Below are 20,149 nucleotides of genomic sequence, written 5' to 3'. Positions count from 1 at the left end.
GCCTCCCCTCGGGGGAGGCCGCTGTCGTGCTCCGCACGTAGGCTCGTGCCGTGAGCACCGCCCTGTACCGTCGATACCGCCCCGAGTCCTTCGCCGACGTCATCGGGCAGGAGCACGTCACCGAGCCGCTCATGCAGGCGCTGCGCTCGGGACGGGTCAACCACGCCTACCTCTTCTCCGGGCCGCGCGGCTGTGGCAAGACGACGAGCGCGCGTATCCTCGCTCGCTGCCTCAACTGCGAGCAGGGCCCCACCCCGACCCCGTGCGGCGAGTGCGACTCGTGCACCGCCCTGGCCCGTGGCGGCCCGGGCACCGTCGACGTCATCGAGATCGACGCGGCGAGCCACGGCGGTGTCGACGACGCCCGCGACCTGCGCGAGCGGGCCTTCTTCGGTCCGGCGCAGAGCCGCTACAAGATCTACATCATCGACGAGGCGCACATGGTGACGCCGCAGGGCTTCAACGCCCTGCTCAAGATCGTCGAGGAGCCGCCCGAGCACGTGAAGTTCGTCTTCGCCACGACCGAGCCCGAAAAGGTCATCGGGACCATCCGCTCGCGGACCCACCACTACCCCTTCCGCCTCGTGCCGCCGGCTCGGCTGCAGGACTACATGCAGCAGCTGTGCGAAGCCGAGGGTGTGCAGGTCGAGCCGGGCGTGCTCTCCTTCGTCGTGCGGGCCGGCGGCGGGTCAGTGCGCGACTCGCTCTCGGTCCTCGACCAGCTCATCGCCGGCAGCGACGAGCAGGGCCTGACCTACGAGCGGGCGGCCGCGCTCCTCGGGTTCACCGACGGCGAGCTGCTCGACAACGCCGTCACCTCCTTCGGAGCCGGTGACGCGGCCGGCGTCTTCCGGGTCATCGACTCGGTCATCGAGACCGGGCTCGACCCGCGGCGCTTCGTCGAGGACCTCCTCGAGCGCTTCCGCGACCTCATCGTCGTCTCCGCGGCGCCCGACGGGGCGGCGGCGATCCTGCGCGGGCTGCCGGGTGACCAGATCGACCGGATGCGTCAGCAGGCGGCCGCCTTCGGGCCGGCCTCCCTGTCGCGGGCGGCCGACATCATCAACGCCGGCCTGACCGAGATGACCGGTGCGACCTCGCCCCGGGTCCAGCTCGAGATCATCGCCGCCCGGGTGCTGCTGCCCGCTGCCGGTGGCGAGTCGGGCTACGGCGCCCGCCTGGACCGCATCGAGCGTCGCCTCGAGGTCGGCGGCGTCCCCACGAGCGAAGGGGGGAGCGCCCCCGTCCCGCAGGCCCCCACCGGGCAGGCGCCTGCGACGCACCACGCGCCGTCGGCGGACCAGCCCCCGGCTGCTGCGCCGGAGCCCGCGCCGGTCGAGCGAGACCGGTCGACGCCGCCGGTGGCCCCGTCGGAGACGACCGAGCCTCCTGCGAGCCCGTCAACGCCCCCCGCGGCGCCTGCCGCAAGCCCCGCCGCGCCTGAGGCGACCCCGCCGGCTGCGCCCGCGGGGACCCCGCCCGCGGCGAGCGTGCCCGACCAGGCCGACGACGTGGCTGCGACCACGGCACCGGCGGCGTCGCCCCCTTCGTCCGGGGGGATCGACGTCGAGGCCCTGCGCCGCAGCTGGCCCGACGTCCTCGGGCGGATCTACCAGATGCGCCGGGCGACGTGGACCTTCCTGTCCGAGCACGCCCAGGTGCTCACCTACGACGGGCAGCGGCTCGTGCTGGGCATCGCGACGGTGGGTCTGGCCAATGCCTTCCGCAACGGCTCGCACGCCGAGGTCGTGCGGCAGGCACTCATCGACACCCTGGGCGTCGACGCCCGCGTCGAGGGTGTGCCGCACGACTCCGGCGCGGCGCCGCAGCGCAGCGGCAGTGCCCAGGCGACGATGCCGGCCCCGACGGGGCCTGCGGGTGGCGCAGGGGTCGGGCCGGTCGGTGGGGGAGACCCCGCCATGGACGCCTCCGCACCCGCACCCGAGGCGCCCGCCGCGCCACCAGCCGACGTCGGGGTCCCCGCACCGAGCGGTGGGCCCGCCGGGGCCGAGTGGGGCAGCCCGGCGGCCTCGGCCGCCGCGGCTCCGGCCTGGGCGACCGCGCCCGAGCCGGTCGCGCCGACACCCGAGCCGCGTGAGCCCGACGACTCGTCGGTCAGTGACGACGACGAGGACATCGTCGAGGCGGGCAATGCCGGCCCGGCCGTCATCGAGCGGATCCTCGGCGGGACCGTCATCCGCGAGGAGTAGCCCACGGCGCACCGACCGCGGTGTCCCTCGTCGTCCCCCGTGGGGCGTAGGGTCGAGGGGTGTACGAAGGCGTGGTCCAGGACCTGATCGACGAGCTCGGGCGACTCCCCGGGGTCGGCCCCAAGAGTGCCCAGCGGATCGCCTTCCACCTGCTGCAGGCCGACCCGCAGGACGTCCAGCGGCTCGTCCAGACCCTCAGCGAGGTCAAGGACAAGGTGGCCTTCTGCGAGACCTGCGGCAATGTCGCCGAGGGCACCCAGTGCCGCATCTGCGCCGACGCTCGCCGCGACGCCAGCGCCATCTGCGTCGTCGAGGAGCCCAAGGACGTCGTGGCGATCGAGCGCACGCGCGAGTTCCGTGGCCGCTACCACGTCCTCGGCGGGGCGATCAGCCCGATGGACGGTGTCGGTCCCGACGACCTGCGCTTCACCGAGCTGATGTCGCGGCTGTCCGATGGCACGGTGAGCGAGGTCATCATCGCGACCGACCCCAACCTCGAGGGGGAGGCCACCGCCTCCTACACGGCGCGGTTGCTCACCCCCTTCGACATCAAGGTCACCCGACTCGCCTCCGGCCTGCCGGTCGGCGGCGACCTCGAGTACGCCGACGAGGTCACGCTGGGTCGTGCCTTCGAAGGGAGGAAGCTGCTCAATGCCTGACGAGACCACGCTCCTGGCCGACGAGTGCGCCGCCGAGGCCCGCGCTTGGCTGGGCACCGTCGCCGAGATCGCCTCCGGGGCCGCCCCCGAGAGCGCCATCCCGCTGCTGCTCCTCACGACCAGCCAGGTCCAGCTCGTCGGCGCCCGCCTCGGGGCGATCGCCGACATCGTGCTCGAGGAGCGCTTCGAGCGCGACCCCGGCCCCGACACCGAGATGGACCCGCTGCGCGCCGGGCTGGCCCAGCTCCTCGAGGGCGTCGACGACTACGCCGACGTCGTCGACCCGGTCACCTCGACCGAGACCACGAGCGGCTCCCTGAGCAACGACCTGGCCGTCGTCGCCGCGGCGCTCGCCCACGGCCTGGCGCACCACGACGCGGGGCGACCGACCGAGGCCCTGTGGTGGTGGCAGTACAGCTACCTCGCCGACTGGGGCGACCGGGCGGCCATGGCCGTGCGGGTCCTGCAGACCCTGCTCGCGCACATCCGCCTCGACGCCGATGCCGATGCCGACGTCGTCGGCGAGGCGGAGTTCGACGCCCTGCACTCCTGACCGGCTCGACCGGGTGAGCGGAGCCCCCTTCGCCCGACGGGGTGGTCGCCGACGTCAGGCGACCCGGGTGCCGCTCGGCAGGCGCCGGATCGGGGTGCGCACCCGGCGGATCGCGACGGCCGTGGCGCCCGCCCCCGCGAGCACGTAGACACCCAGGCCCATGGGCCATGCGGGGAACTCCTCGCGCACCCGTGCGCTCGAGTCCGAGGTGTCCTCGTCGTCGGACCAGCACTCGTCGTGCACCTCCGGGGGGCCGGCCTTGGCCAGGCGGGTGCCGTAGGCGATCCAGCGCAGCGGGGTGAACCCGGCACTGGTCGTGTCGGCCGGGCCGTCGGGCCCGTGCGGCGCCGCGTCCGCGACGATGACGAAGGGGTTGACGCCGAGGAGCCACCAGTTGCGGTCGGTGCGCACGACCCGGCGGGTGTCGGTGTAGGTCGTGCACGCCTGCGAGGTCGTGTAGTCCTCGACGCCGTGGACCCGGACCTGCTCGTCCCGGGCCACGAGCGGCGTCGTCATCGCGAAGAGGATGAGTGTGAGGAAGGACAGTCCGGCGACGGTGAGGTAGGTCAGGACGGCCGACCCGACGGGGCGGGCGACGAGCGTGGAGAACATCAGCCCGATCGCGCAGACGGTCAGCAGGATGACGCCCAGGACGACGAGCACCCGGGCCACGCCGAGAAGTCCCACCCCGCCCTGGAAGAGCGCCAGGACGAGGAAGGGGGCGGCCAGGGCCAGGAAGGTCGTGGCCATGACGAGCGAGGCGAGCAGCTTGCCGATGATGATGTCGGTCGGCGTGAGCAGCGTCGTCTGCAGCGTGGCGAGCACCCCGGCATCACGGTCGCCGTTGACCGAGGTCGCGGTGAGGGCCGGCATGACGAGCAGGCTGAGGCCCAGGACGAAGAAGAGCACCACGTCGAAGGTCGTCGGCCCCCGGACCATGTCGCTGTCGCGCATCGCGAGCCAGGTCAGCCCGGCGATGCCGGCGATGCAGGTGAACCACAGCAGGAAGGCGATGTACCAGCGCGCCCCACGGAAGCGCTGCATCAGCTCCAGGCGGGCGACGGTGAGGACTCCGGAGACACTCACAGGCGGTCCTGCGTGACGGCGAGGTAGGCGGCTTCGAGCGAACCCTGGGCGGGGGCGAAGGCGGTGACGGGCACGTCGGCCGTGACCAGGGCGCGCAGCAGGTCGGTCGCCGCGATCTCGTCGGGCACCACGACCTCAAGGGCGCGGTTGGCGCGGGCGGGGCGGTGGCCGAGGTCGTGCAGAGCCCGCTCGAGGACCGCGAGGTTGCCGGCGGTGATCCGGTAGGTGAGCGCGCCGGCGGGTGCCGCGATGCCCTGGCTCTGGATGCTGCGGCCCCGGGCGACGATGACGGCGTTGTCGGCGATCTCCTGCAGCTCGGTGAGGATGTGGCTGCTCACCAGGACGGTGCGGCCCTGCGCCGCGAGACCCCGCAGGATGTCGCGCAGCTCGATCCGGGAGCGGGGGTCGAGGCCGGAGGCGGGCTCGTCCAGCACGAGGACGCTCGGGTCGTGGACGAGGGCGCGGGCCAACCCGAGGCGTTGCTTCTGGCCCCGGCTGAGCACCCGCGCCGGTCGCTCCGCGAGGTCGTCGAGGTGCACGGTCCGCAGCAGCGTGTCGATGCGCTCGCGTGCCGTGGCCGAGGGGATCTTGTAGGCGGCGGCGACGATCTCGAGGACCTCGCGCACCCGCAGCACGTCCCAGGTGCCGAACCCGTCGGGCATCCACCCGAGTCGCGAGCGCACCTGCGTCGGATGGGTCACCGGGTCGAAGCCGTCGATGCGGATGGCGCCGTGGTCGGGGACCAGCAGGCTGGCGAGCATGAGCATCAGGGTCGTCTTGCCCGAGCCGTTGGGGCCGATGAGGGCGGTCACCTCGCCCGGCCGCGCGACGAGAGACATGTCGTCGACGGCCAGCACGGGACCGAAGGCGCGCCGCACGTGCTCGACGACGATCCCCTGTGTGGTCATGACCACAAGGTAGCCGTCGCCGGGTCTGGGAGATGGACTCGACTCGGGTGCGCCGGTCGCGGTCGTTATCCTCGAGGGGTCGTGCCGGTCCGACCCGGGCCGGACCCGCGAGATCCCAACGGAGTTCTCCTGTGAGCCTGGTTGTCCAGAAGTACGGCGGTTCGTCGCTCGCCGATGCCGAGAGCATCAAGCGCGTCGCGCACCGCATCGTCGAGACCAAGAAGGCGGGCAACGACGTCTGCGTCGTCGTCTCCGCCATGGGTGACACGACCGACGAGTTGCTCGACCTCGCCGAAAAGGTCAGCCCCGTCCCCCCGCCGCGCGAGATGGACATGCTCCTCACCGCGGGCGAGCGCATGTCGATGGCCCTCGTCGCCATGGCCATCGCCGACCTGGGGCACAGCGTGCGCTCCTTCACCGGCAGCCAGGCGGGGGTCATCACCGACGCCGCCCACGGCAAGGCGAAGATCATCGACGTCACCCCGGGCCGGATCACCGAGGCCCTCGGCAAGAAGCACATCGTCATCGTCGCCGGGTTCCAGGGCGTCAGCCAGGGGACCAAGGAGATCACCACGCTCGGGCGCGGTGGCTCCGACACCACGGCGGTCGCGCTCGCCGCGGCCCTCGAGGCCGACGTCTGCGAGATCTACACCGACGTCGACGGCATCTTCACCGCCGACCCGCGCATCGCGCCCAAGGCACACAAGATCGACCGCATCTCCCACGACGAGATGCTCGAGCTCGCCGCGAGCGGCGCCAAGGTCCTGCACCTGCGGTGCGTCGAGTACGCCCGCCGATTCAACATCCCCATCCACGTGCGTTCGTCCTTCTCCTCGAAGGAGGGCACGTGGGTCCTGCCCCCCGACCCTGAAGGAGCCGAGGACATGGAAGACCCGATCATCGCGGGCGTCGCCCACGACAGCAGCGAGGCCAAGATCACCGTCGTCGGCGTGCCCGACCAGCCCGGCCGCGCCGGGCAGATCTTCACCACGGTCGCCGAGGCCCAGGTCAACATCGACATGATCGTGCAAAACGTGTCCGAGGCCGACACCGGCCGCACCGACATCTCCTTCACCCTCCCGATGGCCGACGGCCAGATGGCGGTCGAGGCGCTCATGCGCACCAAGGACGAGGTCGGCTTCGAGTCGATCCAGTACGACGACCAGATCGGCAAGCTCTCGCTCGTCGGCGCCGGCATGCGCACCAACCCGGGCGTCTCGGCGACCCTCTTCCGGGCGCTCGCCGATGCAGGCATCAACATCGAGATGATCTCGACGTCGGAGATCCGCGTCTCCGTGGTCACCCGCGCCGACCAGCTGGCCGAGGCCCTGGAGGCCGTGCACACCGCCTTCGGTCTCGACTCCGAGGACGGCGAGGCCATCGTCTACGCCGGCACCGGCAGGTGAGCCCCAACCCGTCGCCGTCCACCGGGCCGACCCTGGCCCTGGTGGGGGCGACGGGACGCTTCGCGGAGGCGATCGCCTCCGCGCTCGCCTTGCGCGCGGACACGTGGGGCGAGATCCGGCTCCTCGCGCCGGGGGTGAGCACCCGCACCCTGAGCATCCGCGGGCAGGAGCAGACGATCGACTCGCTGCGCGAGGACTCCTTCGCGGGGGTCGACGTGGCGCTGTTCAACCTCGCTCCGGAGATCACCCCCGAGTGGGCGGCCCGCGCCGTGGCCGCGGGCGCCGTCGTCGTCGATGCCAGCGCTGCCTTCCGCAGCGACCCCGACGTCCCGCTCGTCGTCCCGGGCATCAACTCCCACCTCGTCGCCGAGCGCCCCAAGGGGATCGTGGCCCTGCCCGGTCCCGTGACGTGGGGCCTCATCGACGCGGCCTACGTCCTGCACCAGGGCTGGGAGCTGCAGCACCTCGTCGTCACCGGCCTGATCGCCGCCGTCTCGAAGTCCGACCGGGGCGTCGCGCGCCTGCGCGAGGAGCTGCACACCGTGGCCGGCGACCCGAGCATCGGCCAGCACCCCGGCGACGTGCGGGCCGCGGTCTCCGACCTGCCCGTCGGATCGCCCTTCCCTGCGCCCCTGGCGCTCAACGTCATCCCCTGGGTGGGGCAGCCCGGCGAGGGCGGCTTCACCTCGGCCGAGCTGTCCGTCGGCGACGAGGTGCGCAAGGTCCTCGGTCTGGCCGAGAGCGTCCCCGTGGTCGCGACCCTCGTGCAGGTGCCGGTCGTCCTCGCCCACTCCATGGCCCTGCACGCCCGCTGCGCCCGGCCGGTCGCCATCGACAAGGTCCGCGCCGCCTGCGTCGCGGCGCCTTCGCTCGTCCACCTCGACGAGGAGACCGGCGAGGTCCCGACCCCGGTCGACAGCGTCGGCGTCGACCCGCGCTTCGTCGGCCGCATCCGCCAGCCGAAGGGGGCCGGCCACCACGTCGACATGTTCGTCAGTGCCGACACCACCCGGCGCGGGGCCAGCGCGATGCTCCTCGTCGCGGAGCTGGTCGGCGCGCAGCTGCGCTGACGTCGCCGGAGTCACCGATTGGTGACCGGCACGCAACCCACTCGTCACCCAGGATGTCGACCATGGTGAGGGGCCATTGGCGCCACCTCGGTGCCCAGGGTCCACTGCCCTCGGTCTCGGTCCGGGAACGATCCGCGGATGTGACTTGTGTGACTGGAGTGGTCAGAGTGAATCTAGGCACCACCTATACTGGACTCTCGGGGAGCGGTGCATGACGAAGGAAGGGAAGGGCGTGGAACCGCAGGATCAGGGGCCGGTCTCGTACCGGGTTGTTGGCTTCGACGAGCTCGATGGCTCGGCCGCGGAGCACTATCGGCGACAGCGCCGACGGCGCCTTCTGCTCTTCGTCACCCTCCCCGGCCTCCTGCTCGGCACGGCCACCGTGGCCACCGCCTACGGCACCGGCCTGGTGGGCAGCGACGACCAGACCGAGTGCGCTCCGATCACCCGGCCCGCGCCCGAGCGCGACTCCTTCGACATCAAGCTGCTCAACAGCAACGACACCAACGGCCTCGGCAGCGACGTGGCGCGCGAGCTGACGCTGCGCGACTTCAACGTCGTGTCCGTGGGCAACGCCGACAGCTCCGTCTACGTCAAGGGCGCGGCCACGATCTACTACGGGCCCGACGGCCGCGACAACGCGCTGCTGCTGCAGAAGCAGATCCCCGGCTCCAAGACGTGGAACGACGCGCGCCCCGGCGACAGCGTCCAGCTCGTCCTCGGCTACGGCTACGACCGCATGGTCAAGGAGCCCGAGCCGCCGCTGCCGGCGCCCTCGGAGATCACCCTCAACGTCTACAACACGACGTGGAAGGAAGGCCTGGCCACCGAGGTGGCCGGCGACCTCAAGGACCGCGGCTTCAAGATCAAATCCACGGGCAACGACCCGCAGATGACCTTCCTCGAGGACGAGGTGGCGGTCATCCGCTTCGGGCCCGAGGGGCAGCGGGCGGCCAAGCGTCTGGCCCAGCAGATCGATGGTGCCCAGCTGCAGAAGGACGATCGCACGAGCACCAAGGTCGACCTCGTCCTGGGCAGCAAGTGGTCCCGGGTCAAGCCGGCCTCCGAGGTCCCGCAGGTCAAGCCCTACGTCCGCCCGGCCGAGACGATCCAGCTGCCCTGCGAGCGCAAGTGATGCCCGGCACGGTCGCGTTCCTCACCGCTGGCGGGATCGCGCCGTGCCTCTCCTCCGCGGTCGGTGGACTCATCGAGCGCTACACGCAGGTGGCGCCCGGGGTGCGCCTCATCGGCTACCTCGACGGCTACGCCGGGTTGCTCACGGGGCGCAGCACCGAGATCACCGAAGAGGTGCGGCGCCGGGCCCACCTGCTGCATGACTTCGGCGGCTCACCGCTCGGCAACTCCCGGGTCAAGCTGACCAATGCCGACGACCTCGTGCGGAGGGGTCTCGTCGAGGCGGGGCAGGACCCCCTTCGCGTCGCCGCGGCGCAGCTGGCCGCCGACCGGGTCGACGTCCTGCACACCATCGGCGGCGACGACACCAACACGACCGCTGCCGACCTCGCCGCCCATCTGGCCGCCGAGGGGCACGACATGCGGGTCATCGGTCTGCCCAAGACGATCGACAACGACATCGTGCCGATCCGGCAGAGCCTGGGTGCGTGGACGGCCGCCGAGCAGGGGGCGCTCTTCGCCCGCAACATCATCGGCGAGCACACGTCCAACCCCCGCATGCTCATCGTCCACGAGGTCATGGGCCGGCACAGCGGGTGGCTCACCGCCGCGACGGCGCACGCCTACCGGGCCGACCTCGCCGGTCGCGACTTCGTCCCCGGCATCGGCAACGACCGCCGGCGGTGGGACCTCCACGCGGTCTACGTCCCGGAGCTCGACCTCGACCTCGAGGCCGAAGGGAGGCGACTGCGGGCGGTCATGGACGAGCTCGGTTGCGTCAACGTCTTCGCTGCGGAGGGCGCCGGGGTCGACGAGATCGTCGCCGCGCTGGAGGCCGATGGGGTGCAGGTGCCGCGTGATGCCTTCGGTCATGTCCGGCTCGACGAGGTCAACCCCGGCGAGCGCCTCGCCTCGACCCTTGCCCAGCGCGTCGGTGCCGACAAGTCCAAGGTGTGGAAGTCCGGCTACTTTGCCCGCTCGGCCGCGGCCAACCCCCGCGACCTCGAACTCATCGCCGCCTGCACCTCGCTCGCCGTCGAGGCGGCCCTCGACGGCCGGTCCGGCGTCGTCGGTCACGACGTCGAGCGCGGCGACGAGCTGCGCGTCATCGAGCACGAGCGCATCGCCGGCGGCGGGGCCTTCGACCCCACCACCCCGTGGTTCGCCGACCTGCTCCACGACATCGGCCAGACCTGAGGGGTGCGGTGCCCCGTAGCGGCGCTACCAGCCGTGGTGTGGCTGCGCGGGCACCGGGCTGGGGGTGGCCCTAAGAAGAAGTCCGGCCGCTGGGCAGGGCGCGTCATGTCGCGGAGGTAGCCGGACTTCTTCATGAGTCGGGCCGACCCCCACCCTGTGCCCGCTCCGCCGGGGCCCTGGTCGCGTCAGCCGTGCTTGCGCCGCAGCGACCACATCTGGGGCGAGCGCTCGAGCTCGACGGCGACCTCCCAGGGCATGCCGCCGGGGGCGGTCTCGCGGCGGAAGCTGCGCACCAGACGCCGGGCGAGCTCGGGGTCGGCCGCGACCCGGGCGGCGACGTCCCGGGCGGCCTGCTCGACCTGCTCGTCCTCGTGGACGGCCCAGGCGAGCCCGAGCTCGACGGCGCGCGCGCCGCGCACCTCCTCGCCGAACAGGCCCATGGCGGCGGCGGTCTCGCGGCCGGCCGTGCGGTGCAGCAGCGACAGGTGCCCGCCGCCGGGGTGGATGCCGATCTGGGCGAAGCCGGGCAGCAGGCGCGCGGTGGTGGACACGATCCGCAGGTCGGTGGACAGTGCGAGGTTGAGCCCGGCTCCGACGGCCGCGCCGCGCACGGCGGCGATGGTCGGCAGGTCGATGGTGCCGATGGTGGTGAAGGCCGCGTAGACCGTCTCGAGGTTGCGGTAGGCGGTGTCCTCGACGGGATCGCGCCCCACGTCGGCGAGGACCTCGCGGACGGCGCCGGCGCAGAAGTGCTCACCGCCGGTGACGACGACGGCCCCGACCTCGCCGTCGGCCTCGGCGGTCCGGGCCGCGTCGATGAGTTCCCTCGACATCTCCACCGACAGGGCATTGCGCCGGTCGGGGGCATCGAGGGTGATCGTCGCGATGCCGTCGGCGACGGCGTAGCTGACCTCGGTCACGGGATCTCCTTGGTGTAGAACCACCGGCCACCTCGTCGGGTGAACTCGCTGCGCTCGGCGAGCTCGCCCCCTTCATGCCTTGCGACGAAGTCGACGACGCCGGTCCTGTCGTCGGGGCCGCCCGCAACCGTCTCGCGGACCTCCAGCCCCAGCCAGCGGGTGTCGTCGAGGTGCACCTGCTCGGGCCGGGTGCGGCCGTCCCAGGTGCGCCAGAGGTGCTCGGCATTGCCGTAGACGTGGGCGGTGTAGCGGCTGCGCATGAGCTCCTCGGCGGTCGCGGCCTGCCGCTCCATGGCGAGCAGCGGTCCGCAGCACATGGCGAAGGGGGAGCCGGTGCCGCAGGGGCAGGGGTCGGCGCTCATGTCTGCAGGGTAGGTCAGGTGCGCGGGGCGGTGCTGACGATGTGGCTGCCGAGCGCCTCGGCCAGGGCCTCGCCGTCGCCCTCCTCGAGCAGGTCGAGCAACGCGTCGTGCTCGCGCACCAGAGCCATCATGTGCCGCTGCGGGGTCGGCTGCCCGAGCCGGGCCAGGCGGACGAAGGCGCCGAGCTGGTCGAGGAGGCGGTCGAGCGTCGGCATCGCGGCGACGCCGGCCAGGGTGCGGTGGAACTCCTCGTCGGCCGCCATGAAGGCGGAGCTGTCGCCGACGCGGGCGTAGCGGCGCTGCCGCAGCACGAGCGTGCGCAGCCCGTCGACGTCGCCCGAGGTGCGGGTGGTCACCGCCACGCGGGCCGCAGCGGTCTCGAGGGCGGTGCGGACGGTGGTGATCTCCTGCCGGTGCTCGGCCGAGATGTCGACGACGTGCAGCTGGCGGCGGGCGCCGGGGACGAGCAGGCCCTCGCTGCGCAGCGCCCGCAGCGCCTCGCGCACCGGGGTGCGCGAGACGCCGTGGGCCTGTGCCACGCCGATCTCGTCGACCGGCGACCCGGCGGCGAGCTCACCGCTGAGGATGGCGTCGCGCAGGGCGGTGTGCAGCCGTCCGGCCTTGGTCTCGGTCGCAGGGGAGAGGGTCACGGCGGGCCCTACTTGGCGAAGATCTGCGACTCGTCCGCGAAGGCCTTGAACTCCAGGGCATTGCCGGCCGGGTCGAGGAAGAACATCGTCCACTGCTCGCCGGCCTGACCCTCGAAGCGCAGGTAGGGCTCGATGACGAAGGTCGCACCGGCGGCCTTCATCTTGCCGGCGAGGTCGTGGAAGTCGTCGTAGGAGAGCACGGCGCCGAAGTGGGGGACGGGCACCTGGTGGTCGTCGACGGGGTTGTGCCCGGCGGGGCCGGGGGAGCCGGCGGCGGTCTGGTGGGTGACGACCTGGTGGCCGTAGAAGTTCCAGTCCACCCAGAGGGTGTCGGAGCGACCCTCCTCGAGGCCGAGGACGCCGCCGTAGAACTCGCGGGCCTTGGCGATGTCGTCGACGGGGATGGCCAGGTGGAAGCAGGGACGTGCGGTCATGGGAAGGGTCCTCCTCGGGGCGTCGGTGCGCTCAATGTATACAACGGGGGAACTTGTATGCAATCCCGAGGAGGACCCGGCTGAGGGTCGGGCCGGCAGTCAGCCGGCCGCGACGGTGGGTGTGGTGTGGCCCGCTCGCACCTCCCGGCGCAGGATCTTGCCCGTCGGCCCCTTGGGCAGCTCGTCCATGAGCCAGACGACGCGGGGGTACTTGTAGGGCGCGACGCGCTCGCGGACGAACTGGTGCACGTCGTCCTCGGTCGCGCTCGAGCCGGCGCGCAGCGTCACGGCCGCGGCCACCTCCTCGCCGAGCTCGGGGTGGGGGATGCCGACGACGGCCGCCTCGGAGTACATGAGGAAGGCGAAGATCGAGCCGTCGATCGCCATGTCGAGGTCGGCGTCGTCGAGGATGATGTTGGGTCCCTTGCCGCCGAGCTCGAGGGTGACCTTCGTGAGGTTGCCGGCGACGGCGCGCTGCACGGACCTGCCGACCTCGGTCGAGCCGGTGAAGCCGATCTTGCGCACGTCGGGGTGCGCCGCGAGGCGCGAGCCGACGGTCTCCGGGACCCGGTCACAGAGATCGCGCACGCTCCTGTGGGGTGGCCACAGCGCGCAGGGTCTGGGCCTTGCCTGACGTCGTTGGTGCCGCCTGGTGCCGTTGGTGTCACCTGGGTGCCCGGAGAAGGGGGACCAGGTGACCACAACGACGCCGGGCAGCCGAAGAAAGCAAGAGCCGGACCTACGAAAACGTAGGTCCGGCTCTGCCGATGTCCTGAGACATCACACGGTCGGGGTGACAGGATTTGAACTGCTCACGCGCGACTAGTCTCACTGGATCAGATCCGCATCCTTGGCGAAAAATCAAGGAATTAATAGACTCTAACGCGTGAGAATCGCGGGCACAAGAGGACGCAACTACCCTTTAGTTATGCCCGGATTGTGTCCAGATGTGACTGGTGGTGACCGTTGATGACGCGGGCGAAGCGAGACTTCGGGACCATCCGCAAGCGGGCCAACGGCCGTTATCAGGCGTACTACATGGGGCCGGACCAGGCCTTCCATCGGGCGCCATCGACCTTCGAGACGAAGGCGGATGCCGAGGCGTGGCTGGTGGGGGAGCGTCGGCTCATCCAAGACGACGACTGGACGCCGACGAAGTCCCGCCGGGCGAGGGTCATCCGGGCCACTGAGTCGTTCGGGCCGTATGCGGAGGCGTGGCTCGAGTACCGCGAGCTGAAGCCGAGGACTCGAGCCCTCTACCGTCGGCAGCTGGATCGGTTCCTCCTGCCCTACTTCGCCGACACCTCCCTGCGCGACATCACCCCTGCGGTCGTGCGGGTCTGGCACAGCCGGCTCGATCCGACGAAGCCCACGCAGCGCGCCCACGTCTACGGCCTGTTGCGCTCGATCCTGTCCACAGCGGTGGCCGACGAGATCATCCAGGCGAACCCGTGTCGCGTGCGGGGCGCAGGCACGGTGAAGCGCGCACGGCGGGTGGAGCCGGCGACACTGGACGAACTCGAGATCCTTGTGACGGAGATGCCGGAGAAGTACCAAGCGCTGGTGCTCATAGGCGCGTGGTGCGGTCTCCGGTTCGGCGAGATGGCCGAGCTGCGCCGTGGCGACATCAACCTCGTCACCGGCCAACTCCAGGTGCGACGAGGAGTCGTGAGAATCAGGGGGCAGGTGACCGTCGGGTCGCCCAAGAGTGACGCTGGTGTGCGCGATGTCGCCATCCCGCCGCACCTTGTCCCACTCTTGGAGGCCCACCTTGAGGAACATGTCGGCTCCGACAGGGATGCCTTGGTGTTCTCAGCGGTCAACGACCCGAGCGTTCAGGTCCACCCAAACACCCTCTATCGGCACTGGTACCGGGCGCGGGAGAAGGCAGGGCGGCCAGATCTGCGGATCCACGACCTGCGCCACACGGGCGCTGTCCTCGCTGCCCAGGCTGGGGCAACCTTGGCTGAGCTGATGTCCCGTATCGGCCACTCAACGCCCCAGGCGGCGCTCCGCTACCAGCACGCGGCGCGGGGGAGGGACACGGAGATCGCGGCGGCGCTGTCGAGACTGATGGAGGAGCGGGCATCGGCCCCTGCCGACTCAGAGGAATGACGGACGAGTCAGGCGAAGGTCTGCGATAGGGAGGTCCCGAGTCATGTCCGGCCATCGGCTCGCTGACCCGATCGGGCTCTACCTTCCATCAATGTATAGCCCGATCTCCTGCACCTTCCTCTCGCCGACCGTGATCATTGAGATCCCTGGGGCGCGTGGTTGCTTCCATGATGGTGGTCACTGAGACACCTCGTTCTGGCCCTGACCTGCGCCTCTGCTTGGGCGGCCGAGATCGATTTGCGAGTCGCGTGCGGGTCATGGGGCGCCACGTTCGTGTCCACGACGATCAGGTGTAGGTCGCGAGGTAGTCGACGACGAGGAGCGGCCCCTCTAGGAACAGCGACTTTTCGTCATCGCTCGTTGGCCCCTGCCGCTCTTGGCGGCGCCGCTCCTCGCGAGAGCTGACGTTCATCCCCGGCAACGAGAGCAGTGGGTAGAAGCTCCCGGCAGGGATTCGCCTCTTCACCTTCGCGACGATCCTGGCATCGCCGTCAAAGGCTGCGCCCTTCGCCATCCACTGGTTGTTGAGCGAACCGACGACCTTCCAGTCTCCGCCACTAGTGTCCTCACCGACCACAACCAACGCCACGTCAACGTTTTCGAGGAAGCCGGCCACCGCGCTCATCTCGTCTGAGTCGGGTAGCCCCTCCGTGTCAAGGCCCATTGCTCGCGCCTGCGGCATCATCGCCTCCATCGTCCGCAAGGCGTCTCGGAGCCCACTCTGGTTCGCGACCGGTGCGATGCCCTCTGGCACGTAGACCTCGCACTCCCAGTCGATCAGAGCTCCCGTCCCGGCAGCGGGGAACTCAGTTTCAGGCTCGAGGACCTCGCGCCACCCGTGTTCCTCGGGATCGGCGCGACCTGCAGCGATGAGCCGCTGCAGACGTGCCGCATCATGATCGTCGACGTTGAGCGTGGCCTCATTCTCGGAGTCCTTACGCGCCTCAACCTTCGCCCCCGAGAAACCTGCTGAGCCACCGAATCCCTGTCCACCCTTCGAGCGGGAGGAGCCGGACCTCCGCAGTCCGCCCTCTGCGCTGGCGATATAGCTCGCCAACGCACCACCGTCGGGAACCTTCAGCAGTCCCGAACCACACTAACTGGCCACCCGACCTTGAGAGCGCTTCTTGAGTGCACTGGAAACCCAGTCCCGGATTCACACCTCCTGACCGACGTCACCAACGTCTTGCCCGGTTGCATCGAACAAGGCGTCAACCGCCCGGGCGGGCCGAGTTGCCGGGCGGGCTGCCTTCTCCGGCTGCTGATGGTCCCCGGCTATTGCGGGATTCACGCTGCTGCGCCCGGCGGCGATTTGCTGCCTGAGGGCTTGGAGTCGCGAACGGCGGCGGGCGCATTCTTCGCTCTCATCTGGGACCCTCACCAGTCGCTGGCGCGGGTCTGTGGGACGTCCGGTCATGACGGTCTCCGATCGGTGTCTTTGCGGGGGTCTTCAGTCTTATCCGTGTCCGTGGTCTGGCCGGAGCTGTGGCGCAGGTTCGCTGCCTGCTCGATGTCTTGCTGCTCCTTCTTTTCGTCTTTGCGGATCTTGGTGTCGTCCCGCACAGGGAGCTGGATGTCGCGTTCGGCCTCGATCCCGGCCATCAGTTGACGGGAGCGTTCGAGCTCTGCGTCGACCTCGGCCCCGAACAGCAACGCGAGGTTAGTGATCCACAGCCACAGCAGGAAGATGACCACTCCGGCGAACGAACCGTAGGTACTGCCGTAGTTGGAGAAGTTGACGATGTAGAGACCGAAAGCGAGCGATATCAGGATCCAGACCAGAATCGCGATGCCAGCGCCGACGCTGATCCAGCGGAATTTCGGCTGCTGCACGTTCGGGGTGGTGTAGTACAGGATCGCCACGATCAACATCACCAAGACGAGGATGACGGGCCACTTGGCGATGCTCCAGACAGTCAAAGCGGTGGAACCCAGCCCAATCAGGTCGCCGATCGCCTGCGCTGCAGGTCCGGACAACACCAGCATCAAGGCCACAAGCACCACGAGCAGGACCATGACCAAGGTGATCAGGAGCATCAGGGGACGAAGCTTCCAGATGGGTCGCCCCTCGCCGATCTCATAGATACGGTTCATCGCCCGGCTGAAAGCCGTGACGTAGCCCGAGGCGGACCACAAGGCGGTGGCCAAACCCAGGATGAGAGCCAGCCCGGCCCCGGGTGAGGTTGCTAGGGAGCGGACGACGGGTTCCAGGGTCTGGGATCCGGAACTGCCCAGGACCTGCTTCAGTACCGGCATGACTGCGTCGATGGTGGTCTGGCTCTGACCGACGAGTCCCAGCAGGGAGAAGATCGCGATCAGCGCCGGGAAGATGGCCAGCACTGCGTAGTAGGTCAGCGCGGCCGCCAAGTCCGTGCACTGGTCGGCCAAGAACTCCCGGACGGCTTTGCGGCCGGTGAATTTCCAGCCCGCGCTGGTGATCTTCGCGGGGCTGTCCGCTTTGGCGTCGTCTTCCGGGTGCGGTGCCTTGCCGTGGTCCTCATCGCCGGTGAGGGCCCGAGCATTCACCGGCGCCACCACCAGATCGCCCCGGCCACGGCAGCCACGCCGGCCACGAGCGCGAGCATCTGTGCGGCGAGGACCGCCAGTTCGATGTTTTGGGGCTGCTGGGCTCGCATCTTGAGGTCTTGGACTCGGTTAAGGCCTTGGCCCTTGAGGTCGTTGACCTGGCGCTTGGCCCGCTTCTTCACGTCCAGGCGGTCGGTCAACTCATTGACGGTGATGCCCAGGTCTTCGCGGTGTCGGGCGATGTCCGCTTCGATCTTGGCCGGATCGGTACTGTCCGACTCGGTGGGTGTCGACGCACTAGTGACGGGCTCGTTGGATTCATTCGTGCTCACGGCTGCTCGCTTCCTTGACCTGGGTGACATCACGTTGCACATTCGCCATGGCGCGCTCGGGTTTTAGTGGTCCGACCTGCTCGACCTGCTTCTTGCCCAGCAAGGACACCACCCCGGCGGCGATCAGCAGTAGCGCCGCCACGATCAGGGCCGCGGCCCACGCCGGCAGGATGAGCGCCAAAGCCAAGATGGCGGTCGTTACCAACGCGGCTGCGCCAAAGAACGCGAGCAAACCCCCGGCGCCGAACATGCCCAGTCCCGCACCGGCATGCTTGGCCTTGGCGCTGAGTTCGGCCGTCGCCAGTCGCATCTCATCGCGAATCAATGTGCTGGTCTGTTCGCTCAACCGGGAGATCAACTCGCCGGTCGAAGCGCCGCGGGGTGGCGGTTCCATCTGCTCAGCCACGACCATGACCGCCTGGGACGTCGCTCACCCCTGGCTCCGGACCGGAGGCCGGGGGCGGCCAGGGGTCGTCGTGGTCCATGTCTGGGGCGGATGCGAAGTCGTCACCCATGGTGTGGGTCTGGGTCCTGTACTTGCCGTCCTGAGATGTCCTGCTTATGGAGTCGGGCAAGTGCTCCTTGACCTGTCCGGGCACCTGTTTGGCTTGCTCTTGGACCTTCTTGGCTTGCTTCTGCACCGTCGGGTCGGTCCACAACGCCAGTGCGCGGTCGCGCAACTGGTCGTAGCGTTCCCGGCCCGCTCGAGTGCCGAGGACGTACCCGGCCCCGAACGCCACTGTCATGGTGATCTTGTTCATCGTCTGCTCCAGTCTCTTCGGGAGCCCAGGACGGGACCTTGGTGGTGCTTCCGCGCTTGCCCCGGGGTGCGTGCCTTGTAAACTTACAAGTGAAGGCGCCCCCTTCACAACCTTCTTCTTCGTGTTGGCGGTGCCCGAACTCAGCACACCGACAGCAACGAGGAGCACGCCATCATGAGCGACAAGCTGTGGAGTCTGGCCACTACCGGCACGGCCATCGGCGGCGGGATCATGGCGAGGAAAGTCATCGAAAAGGGGTGGGCGCTCGTTACCGACGGCACCGTTCCAGACAACCCGGAAAACCCGGAGGTCAACTGGGGGGAGGCCATCGCCTTCGCGCTGATCTCCGGCGCAGTCGTGCAACTAGCCAAGGTCATGATCAATCACAAGTCCACGCAGGCCTACGCCAAAAGGAAGGGCCATCTGCCCGGATCCGCGGCAACCTGAGCAGCCATCGTTCGCCTCTTGACCGAGGACGCCCTCGCCCCCTGAGCGAGAAGGGGGGAGACTGCGAACGTGGTCGCCGCTGGCCAGTAGGTCAGAGGCTGAAGTTGCCAGCGAGGTTGGCCAGATCGGTCGGGCTTAGTCCCAGACTCCCCAGCACGCCCTGGTGTTGACTGGTGTCCACGTCGTCCGGCAGGGCCGCGTCCGCTCCTGCGCCTTGTCGTTCTCCCCACGGCTGTTGAGCAGGTCAACGATCTCCTGCTTGTCAATCTGCATCAGAGACTCGTTGGGGGCGAGGGCGCGGCACAGATCGTGCTTACGACGTAAACCTAGTTGGTGTGCGAGGTCGTGGCAACGGGCGGCAGAGGTCCGCGATGATGGGCACGCCAGCCCGTACCTGTGGAAGGACAGCCATGAATACTCTCTCCGGTCCATCTGGAGGTTCGCGCCCACGCTTGGACCGGGATCTGATCGTGCAGACAGCGATCACCTCGATCGACACACACGGCGTTCAGGGACTGACGATGCGCCGCGTGGGACAAGACCTCGGCGTCGCAGCAATGTCCTTGTACCGCTATGTCTCCGGACGCGAGGCCCTGCTGGAGGCGGTCGTGGAGAAACTCATGGATGGTGTCACCGCCCGCGCGGACGCGGTCGGGTTCACGTCGTGGCAGGGGTACTTGCAAGTGCTGGCCAATGAAGTCCGCCGGGTGGCCCAATCCCATCCTGCCGCGTTCCCGTTAGTCGCTTCCCGGCACCCAGCAATACCGTGGCTGCGCCCGCCTTTGCGCAGCATCGAGCTGGTCGAGCACTTCCTGGCCACGCTCAGCGACTTCGGCTTCGATGACATCAGGGCCGTGGATGCATACAAGGCCTTCACCACGTTCTTGATCGGTTCCCTGCTGCTGGAGGTCGCTGCACATGGGGAGGACATCCTCTCCGTGGATGAAACCCTCAACGAAGGTGAAGCCGCCATCCCCGAACAGGACGCCTACTTCGACCTCCAGCAGGCCCCCCATGTGTGCCGCATGCAGGACCGACTCAGTCAAGACACCACCGAGCAAGAGTTCGAGATCGGCCTGGAGGCCCTCATCGACAGAATTGAGCGCTCGGTCTCCCAATAGACAGCCCACGGCAGCATCTCTGGCCTGGGCGTTGTCCTGCTGCGTGCACGCAGCGTCACTGTTCCCCCTCTCGACCTGGTCGTCGTGGAAGTAGGTGAGCACGACCGCGTCCAGTGAACCGCCCCGGTGTGTCCGGAGACCTTCTAGTTTGAGACTCCAGCGTTTGCTGGGGCCTGGTGGTGAGCGTAGTGAGCCTGCTCGGCCTGCACTGGGGTGAGGTCGTCGCAGTACTCGTGGGGTCGGCGGTGGACGCTTCTA

Annotated in this window: 22 protein-coding genes and 2 pseudogenes; 10 read left to right on the top strand and 14 right to left on the bottom strand. The window is 69.5% G+C overall.

Annotated features, from left to right (window positions below; translation table 11 throughout):
- Positions 1-50 precede the first annotated feature (50 nt).
- From B9B60_RS15905 to B9B60_RS15895, 3 genes are read left to right on the top strand one after another with little or no spacing between them, the layout of a single operon-like run.
- Positions 51-2,210, top strand: a complete 2,160-nt coding sequence (locus B9B60_RS15905; RefSeq protein WP_084452966.1) for a DNA polymerase III subunit gamma and tau — start codon at positions 51-53, stop codon at positions 2,208-2,210.
- Between the two features lie 59 nt (positions 2,211-2,269).
- On the top strand, positions 2,270-2,869 hold the full coding sequence (gene recR / locus B9B60_RS15900) for a recombination mediator RecR (RefSeq protein WP_084452964.1): 600 nt from the start codon (positions 2,270-2,272) through the stop codon (positions 2,867-2,869).
- The gene (locus tag B9B60_RS15895) at positions 2,862-3,422 is read left to right on the top strand and encodes a DUF5063 domain-containing protein (protein ID WP_084452962.1); all 561 of its coding nucleotides are present in this window, start codon (positions 2,862-2,864) and stop codon (positions 3,420-3,422) included. The genes recR and B9B60_RS15895 overlap by 8 nt, the downstream gene beginning before the upstream one ends.
- A 54-nt stretch (positions 3,423-3,476) precedes the next feature.
- On the opposite strand, the gene B9B60_RS15890 is transcribed toward B9B60_RS15895, so the two are convergent.
- Together B9B60_RS15890 and B9B60_RS15885 are read right to left on the bottom strand one after the other, a co-directional pair.
- Complete coding sequence (locus B9B60_RS15890; protein ID WP_084452960.1) at positions 3,477-4,508, bottom strand: ABC transporter permease; 1,032 nt, start codon at positions 4,506-4,508, stop codon at positions 3,477-3,479.
- On the bottom strand, positions 4,505-5,416 hold the full coding sequence (locus B9B60_RS15885) for an ABC transporter ATP-binding protein (RefSeq protein ID WP_084453029.1): 912 nt from the start codon (positions 5,414-5,416) through the stop codon (positions 4,505-4,507). Before B9B60_RS15885 ends, B9B60_RS15890 begins: the two co-directional genes overlap by 4 nt.
- Before the next feature lie 131 nt (positions 5,417-5,547).
- Between B9B60_RS15885 and B9B60_RS15880 the strand changes: the two genes are divergently transcribed.
- The 4 genes from B9B60_RS15880 (at position 5,548) to B9B60_RS15865 (ending at position 10,223) form a co-directional block, all read left to right on the top strand.
- On the top strand, positions 5,548-6,822 hold the full coding sequence (locus B9B60_RS15880) for an aspartate kinase (RefSeq protein WP_084452958.1): 1,275 nt from the start codon (positions 5,548-5,550) through the stop codon (positions 6,820-6,822).
- A 41-nt stretch (positions 6,823-6,863) separates the two neighbouring features.
- Entirely contained in the window at positions 6,864-7,892 is a 1,029-nt protein-coding gene (locus B9B60_RS15875) for an aspartate-semialdehyde dehydrogenase (protein WP_159451238.1), read from the top strand.
- Between the two features lie 232 nt (positions 7,893-8,124).
- Positions 8,125-9,027, top strand: coding sequence for a LytR C-terminal domain-containing protein (locus tag B9B60_RS15870; RefSeq protein ID WP_159451237.1), 903 nt, complete (start codon positions 8,125-8,127; stop codon positions 9,025-9,027).
- Positions 9,027-10,223, top strand: a complete 1,197-nt coding sequence (locus B9B60_RS15865) for a pyrophosphate--fructose-6-phosphate 1-phosphotransferase (RefSeq protein WP_084452952.1) — start codon at positions 9,027-9,029, stop codon at positions 10,221-10,223. Before B9B60_RS15870 ends, B9B60_RS15865 begins: the two co-directional genes overlap by 1 nt.
- A gap of 185 nt (positions 10,224-10,408) precedes the next feature.
- On the opposite strand, the gene B9B60_RS15860 is transcribed toward B9B60_RS15865, so the two are convergent.
- From B9B60_RS15860 to B9B60_RS17725, 6 genes and pseudogenes are all read right to left on the bottom strand, one after another.
- Positions 10,409-11,143 (bottom strand): enoyl-CoA hydratase-related protein, encoded by a 735-nt coding sequence (locus B9B60_RS15860; protein ID WP_084452950.1) that lies wholly within the window; start codon positions 11,141-11,143, stop codon positions 10,409-10,411.
- Positions 11,140-11,505, bottom strand: coding sequence for a YchJ family protein (locus B9B60_RS15855; RefSeq protein WP_084452949.1), 366 nt, complete (start codon positions 11,503-11,505; stop codon positions 11,140-11,142). Before B9B60_RS15855 ends, B9B60_RS15860 begins: the two co-directional genes overlap by 4 nt.
- Positions 11,506-11,519: 14 nt before the next feature.
- Entirely contained in the window at positions 11,520-12,155 is a 636-nt protein-coding gene (locus B9B60_RS15850) for a GntR family transcriptional regulator (RefSeq protein ID WP_084452947.1), read from the bottom strand.
- An 8-nt stretch (positions 12,156-12,163) separates the two neighbouring features.
- Entirely contained in the window at positions 12,164-12,589 is a 426-nt protein-coding gene (locus B9B60_RS15845) for a VOC family protein (protein ID WP_084452945.1), read from the bottom strand.
- Between the two features lie 99 nt (positions 12,590-12,688).
- Positions 12,689-12,937 (bottom strand): annotated as a pseudogene (locus B9B60_RS17355) (AMP-binding enzyme); the annotation flags it as partial.
- A gap of 12 nt (positions 12,938-12,949) precedes the next feature.
- Positions 12,950-13,177 (bottom strand): annotated as a pseudogene (locus B9B60_RS17725) (aldehyde dehydrogenase family protein); the annotation flags it as partial.
- Positions 13,178-13,558: 381 nt separating this feature from the next.
- Here B9B60_RS17725 and B9B60_RS15835 point away from each other — a divergent pair.
- The gene (locus B9B60_RS15835; protein ID WP_084452943.1) at positions 13,559-14,704 is read left to right on the top strand and encodes a tyrosine-type recombinase/integrase; all 1,146 of its coding nucleotides are present in this window, start codon (positions 13,559-13,561) and stop codon (positions 14,702-14,704) included.
- A 286-nt stretch (positions 14,705-14,990) separates the two neighbouring features.
- Here B9B60_RS15835 and B9B60_RS17010 read toward each other — a convergent pair whose 3' ends face one another.
- The 5 genes from B9B60_RS17010 to B9B60_RS15810 form a co-directional block, all read right to left on the bottom strand.
- A complete protein-coding gene (locus tag B9B60_RS17010; RefSeq protein WP_143445625.1) occupies positions 14,991-15,761 on the bottom strand; it encodes a DUF6414 family protein in 771 nt (256 codons plus the stop codon).
- A gap of 356 nt (positions 15,762-16,117) precedes the next feature.
- On the bottom strand, positions 16,118-17,230 hold the full coding sequence (locus B9B60_RS15825) for a YihY/virulence factor BrkB family protein (protein ID WP_234993906.1): 1,113 nt from the start codon (positions 17,228-17,230) through the stop codon (positions 16,118-16,120).
- Positions 17,227-17,562 carry a DUF3618 domain-containing protein gene (locus B9B60_RS15820; protein ID WP_159451236.1) on the bottom strand — a complete coding sequence of 112 codons (336 nt, stop codon included), beginning with the start codon at positions 17,560-17,562 and terminating at the stop codon, positions 17,227-17,229. Before B9B60_RS15820 ends, B9B60_RS15825 begins: the two co-directional genes overlap by 4 nt.
- Positions 17,549-17,974 (bottom strand): phage holin family protein, encoded by a 426-nt coding sequence (locus B9B60_RS15815; protein ID WP_094078862.1) that lies wholly within the window; start codon positions 17,972-17,974, stop codon positions 17,549-17,551. Before B9B60_RS15815 ends, B9B60_RS15820 begins: the two co-directional genes overlap by 14 nt.
- Complete coding sequence (locus B9B60_RS15810) at positions 17,961-18,323, bottom strand: hypothetical protein (RefSeq protein WP_084452937.1); 363 nt, start codon at positions 18,321-18,323, stop codon at positions 17,961-17,963. Before B9B60_RS15810 ends, B9B60_RS15815 begins: the two co-directional genes overlap by 14 nt.
- A 174-nt stretch (positions 18,324-18,497) precedes the next feature.
- Here B9B60_RS15810 and B9B60_RS15805 point away from each other — a divergent pair, with 174 nt between their 5' ends.
- Positions 18,498-18,770 (top strand): DUF4235 domain-containing protein, encoded by a 273-nt coding sequence (locus tag B9B60_RS15805; RefSeq protein WP_084452935.1) that lies wholly within the window; start codon positions 18,498-18,500, stop codon positions 18,768-18,770.
- 135 nt (positions 18,771-18,905) lie between these two features.
- On the opposite strand, the gene B9B60_RS15800 is transcribed toward B9B60_RS15805, so the two are convergent.
- Complete coding sequence (locus tag B9B60_RS15800) at positions 18,906-19,043, bottom strand: hypothetical protein (protein WP_226282804.1); 138 nt, start codon at positions 19,041-19,043, stop codon at positions 18,906-18,908.
- A 197-nt stretch (positions 19,044-19,240) separates the two neighbouring features.
- On the opposite strand from B9B60_RS15800, the gene B9B60_RS15795 reads away from it, so the two are divergent.
- Positions 19,241-19,891: a TetR/AcrR family transcriptional regulator gene (locus tag B9B60_RS15795; RefSeq protein ID WP_234993905.1), complete on the top strand. Its 651-nt coding sequence runs from the start codon at positions 19,241-19,243 to the stop codon at positions 19,889-19,891.
- Positions 19,892-20,149 lie beyond the last annotated feature (258 nt).

The organism is Janibacter indicus (assembly GCF_900176385.1).
GTDB lineage: Bacteria > Actinomycetota > Actinomycetes > Actinomycetales > Dermatophilaceae > Janibacter > Janibacter indicus.
This window is presented reverse-complemented; position numbering and strand designations above follow the sequence as displayed.

Excerpts from the sequence above, each read along its gene's own strand:
- B9B60_RS15805 (WP_084452935.1), top strand. The coding sequence starts at position 18,498 with ATGAGCGACAAGCTGTGGAGTCTGGCCACTACCGGCACGGCCATCGGC.
- B9B60_RS15800 (WP_226282804.1), bottom strand. The coding sequence starts at position 19,043 with ATGCAGATTGACAAGCAGGAGATCGTTGACCTGCTCAACAGCCGTGGG.
- B9B60_RS15815 (WP_094078862.1), bottom strand. The coding sequence starts at position 17,974 with ATGGTCGTGGCTGAGCAGATGGAACCGCCACCCCGCGGCGCTTCGACC.
- B9B60_RS15810 (WP_084452937.1), bottom strand. The coding sequence starts at position 18,323 with ATGAACAAGATCACCATGACAGTGGCGTTCGGGGCCGGGTACGTCCTC.
- B9B60_RS15895 (WP_084452962.1), top strand. The coding sequence starts at position 2,862 with ATGCCTGACGAGACCACGCTCCTGGCCGACGAGTGCGCCGCCGAGGCC.
- B9B60_RS15845 (WP_084452945.1), bottom strand. The coding sequence starts at position 12,589 with ATGACCGCACGTCCCTGCTTCCACCTGGCCATCCCCGTCGACGACATC.
- B9B60_RS15835 (WP_084452943.1), top strand. The coding sequence starts at position 13,559 with ATGACGCGGGCGAAGCGAGACTTCGGGACCATCCGCAAGCGGGCCAAC.
- B9B60_RS15865 (WP_084452952.1), top strand. The coding sequence starts at position 9,027 with ATGCCCGGCACGGTCGCGTTCCTCACCGCTGGCGGGATCGCGCCGTGC.
- B9B60_RS15855 (WP_084452949.1), bottom strand. The coding sequence starts at position 11,505 with ATGAGCGCCGACCCCTGCCCCTGCGGCACCGGCTCCCCCTTCGCCATG.
- B9B60_RS15885 (WP_084453029.1), bottom strand. The coding sequence starts at position 5,416 with ATGACCACACAGGGGATCGTCGTCGAGCACGTGCGGCGCGCCTTCGGT.